At 69.9% G+C, this 3728-nt stretch carries 3 protein-coding genes; 1 reads left to right on the top strand and 2 read right to left on the bottom strand.

Going from position 1 to position 3728, the window contains the following annotated elements:
• Positions 1-1442 precede the first annotated feature (1442 nt).
• Entirely contained in the window at positions 1443-1610 is a 168-nt protein-coding gene (locus EF918_RS37440) for a hypothetical protein (protein ID WP_185922050.1), read from the bottom strand.
• Positions 1611-1761: 151 nt separating this feature from the next.
• Entirely contained in the window at positions 1762-2808 is a 1047-nt protein-coding gene (locus EF918_RS33680) for an LLM class flavin-dependent oxidoreductase (protein ID WP_125652688.1), read from the bottom strand.
• Positions 2809-3435: 627 nt separating this feature from the next.
• Between EF918_RS33680 and EF918_RS37820 the strand changes: the two genes are divergently transcribed.
• Positions 3436-3728, top strand: a 293-nt coding sequence (locus EF918_RS37820) for a hypothetical protein (protein WP_221889786.1), incomplete at its 3' end; no start/stop codon positions are given.

The following is a 3728-nucleotide window of genomic DNA, read 5'->3' as shown; positions in this document are numbered from 1 at the left end:
GCTTAGGTACCCGCTCCGCGGGTACCTAAGCGCTGCGCGCTTAGGAGAGAACGGCTTCGCTGCGCTCAGCCAAGGTGCCTTCGGCACCTACCCCCTCCGCTTCGCTCCGGGGTAGAGACAGGCTTCGCTGCGCTCAGCCAAGGTGCCTTCGGCACCTACCCCCTCCGCTTCGCTCCGGGGTTAGTGGCCTCGCTGCGCTCAGCGGAGGCCCCTTCGGGGCCTTGCCCCTCCGCTTCGCTCCGGGGTAACGAAGTCCCTCGCTGCGCTCGGCGGGGCTCGGCTTCGCCGAGCCAGAGCCGGCCCTTCGGGCCGGAGTCCTCCGCTTCGCTTCGGACTGAAAGGGGTTCCGCTTCGCTTCACCCGAACGGGCCCGGCTTCACCCGAGTGGCCTGGCTTCACCAGGCCCAGACCTCCCGTGCTTCGCGGGGGAGGTGACCTCGCTTCACGAGGCCCAGGCCTTCGGCCTGTTGGATGGGTCCGCTTCGCTCCCCCGCCCGGTCCCTCCGACTTCGCCTCCAGAACAAGCCCGCTCCGCGGGCAACTGGCTACGGAAAGCCCGTCGAGGGTGCTGCGGGGATCCTGCCTGGGGTTGTATCGGGGCACTGATTGTCTACAGCGTGCCGTCACCGACACGTTCGACCGCGTCCCGCACGACCTCGTTGACGATACGCACGCCATACCTCTCGCCAGCGGCCCAGGAGGGTCCCACACCTCCGCCACCGGTCTACCGACATACCTTGTGCGGATCTCCGCCAAGGCCCTCTCGTACCCGACCACATGTTCCTCAACCCAGGGCATGACCTTCTCTCATTCGGAAACGTCAGCCACACAGACAACCTACCCCAGCCAACCAATGCTTCATCCTCTCGCTCGGATAGACTCTGGAACCGACGGACACCACTAAATCGCCGCGTCACCGATCGGTGAAACTGCGAAGTCCCCTGAGAACCCCGAGTGGGGCCGCAAGATTCGGCTTCTCCTGCTCTCGTCCCGGACTACAAGTCCGGCTCCACCAGCCAGTGTGACGCTGGGAGTTCACGCAGACCACAGCCAGGGGGCAGCCATCCCCTCCTCCTCATGTCGATGCTCCTCTGAGCATGAGGAGGCGAATACCGGCAGCCATACACCCGCTCAGGTCCAAGCACGGCACCCTGGCAGGGGCCGGCCAGCTCGTCACCGGCCACGAAGGTGATCAGCGCCGGCAGTCCGATCCACCGGTTCACCAACGGCGCAGCCCAAGCGCCCACCGGCCCGGCGGGGCAGGCTCGGGCACGAGAAGCAACGCCGAGACCTCCGTAATGGTGTGCTCCACCCCCTGCAATTCGCGCTCCAGGACCCTCACAACGGGCCCCCACCACCCAGCCCACCAAACCGTGCTGAGCGAGGCCGAGGCCGAGCTGACCGACACGTCCTCGCGCCGCCGCAGGGCACAGCAGGCCCACCTACCGGCCGACGAAACCCCCGTGCCCGAGCCGGACACGGACGGCAAGGCAGTAGTCGAGCCGCCGGCCCCGCCCGGACAGGAAGGCCACACCGAGGACCACGACCACGACCGTCCCGCGGGGGACAACCGTCCCGCCGAGGACGACCACGACCGTCCTTGCGGGCACGACGACCGCCCTGCCGAGGACGGCGGGGAGTGGGTGTGGGAGATGCCGCCGAATGTGATCGACACCCGGCATCGGGACGTGCTCCTGGCTGCGCGGGAGGGCCGGTGCAGACGGGGACGCCGCTGCCGACCGGCGGTGACGGACGACGGCATCACAACGCGGGGATGACGCGATCGGCGAAGAGCCGCAGGCTGGACTCCATTTGGGCCCGGTCCGCGCCCCCGAAGTCCACGTTCCACAGGAAGGTGTCGATGCCGTAGGTCTCCCGCAGCTCCTGGATCTGTTCGACGACGGACTCCGGCGATCCGATGACGGCCGTGCCCTGGCGCCGCACGTCGAAGCTCTGCAGTTGCTTCGCGTCGGTGCGGCCCATGGCTTCGTAGCCGGCGTACTGGCTCCAGGAGGAGGCGGCGTCCGTCCAGACGTTCAGGTACTCCCGGTACAAGGGTTCCGCCACCCGGTAGGCCGCGGCATCTGTCTCGGCGACGTAGAGCGGTGTGCTCAAGGCGATCCGCGGCCGGTTGAGCTGCCCGTGGGTCTCCAGATGCGTCTGCCGGTACAGGTCGACCAGGTGCCGGCTCAGGCCCACCTGCTGCTTGATCGGGGCGAGCGCGAGCATCACGCCGAACCCCTTCTCGCCGAGCCACTGGAAGCTCTCGGGCGACTTCACGGCGGCGCCCCAGACGGGCGGGTGCGGCTGCTGGGTCACGTGGGGCAGCGAATGGGCGTTGCGGAAGGAGAAGAACGGGGTCTCCTCGTCGACGCTCCGCTCGGTCCACAGCCGGATCACCGCATCGATCGTCGCCTCGTACCGGGCCCGGCTCTCGTCCATCGGCACGCCGAACGCCTCGAACTCGTACGGCAGCCAGGCACGCCCGAATCCCACGTCCACCCGGCCGGCGCTGATGGCGTCGACCTGGGCCACCTGTGCGGCCAGCTGGATCGGGTGGTGGAACACCGGCAGGACCGCGCCCGTCATCAGCCGGATGCGGCTCGTCTGCGCGGCCACCGCGGACAGGAAGGTCAGAGGGCTGGGGCAGTAGCCGCCGTACTCGCCGAGGTGGTGCTCGGTCATCTTGACGTAGTCGAGACCGGCGATGTCCGCGAAGCGGCTGATCGCGAGAACGTCGCGGTAGTAGTCCACGGCGGACCGGCGCTCCGGACGGCAGTCGGGGAGAAGGGAGATTCCGTGCCGCATCAACTGGTGTTTCCTCACATGGTGCTCGCGGTGGCTCCAGGACTCCCGCGCACGGGCCGGCGGTCCCCCGCCGGCCCGTGCGCGGAGCTCCGCCGGTCAGGCGCAGCTGCAGCTGGTGGTGCTGGTCGCCGTGAGCAGCGCGGACTGTGCCTCGGCGTAGTCGTTGATCTCGAAGGTCTCGGCCTCCAGGGCCAGCATCTCTTCGGCCAGGCCGTCCAGTTCGCTCCTGGTCTTCGTGATCGATCACCTCTCCATCAGGCCTCTTCGCAGAGCGCTCGGACATACGAGGCTCACGCCGGCCACCAGTTATGCCGGGTCGCCCTGGCAGTCCTGGCGGCGTCCCGCCGGCAGTTCTCCGACACCTTCTGTCTGCGGTCCCCGGGTGAGGAATTCCAGCGCCGCCGCGGACGGAGAACCGATCGCGATCCGCAGGGCCGGTACGGCGTCCGGGGCGTATCCGGGCGAGTGGTTCGATGGCACGCGGTCGGGGTGCCCCGGTCCGGTCGCCGCCGCGGCCGCCCATTGCTTTGCTCCGACGCGGCCGACCGTCCAGTAGACGGTGGGCACCGCCGGAGCGCCGTGCAGGGCCCTTCCGGTGGCGCCGTAGAGCGGTCCAGGACGCGCCCGGTGCCGAACAGCGCCTCGTGGGAGCGGCGCACGGCGCGGGCCGCCCCGGGGTCGTTGACGTTGGGGGCCGACTCGCTGGTGACGGTCACCGCGGGCGGGCGGATGCCGTCGGCGCCGCCGCAGGCCCGGGGCAGGATCTTCCGCACCTCCCTCTCGGCCTCGGCCAGCCGCTCGGCGGCGAAGGCACGCAGGCCGATGCCGAGCCGGGCGGTCTCGGGGAGCACGTTCGCCCGTACGCCCGCGTGCAGCGGGCCGACGCCGACCACGACGCGGTCGAGGTCGGGGGCGGGGGC

The sequence above is a fragment of the Streptomyces sp. WAC06614 genome, assembly GCF_003949795.1.
Lineage (GTDB): Bacteria > Actinomycetota > Actinomycetes > Streptomycetales > Streptomycetaceae > Streptomyces.
Note: the sequence above shows the minus strand (reverse complement) of the source record. Positions and strands in the feature narration are given on the sequence as shown.

What these genes read in the sequence shown, in the direction of transcription:
- EF918_RS33680 (WP_125652688.1), bottom strand. Translation starts at nt 2,808, where the DNA reads ATGCGGCACGGAATCTCCCTTCTCCCCGACTGCCGTCCGGAGCGCCGG.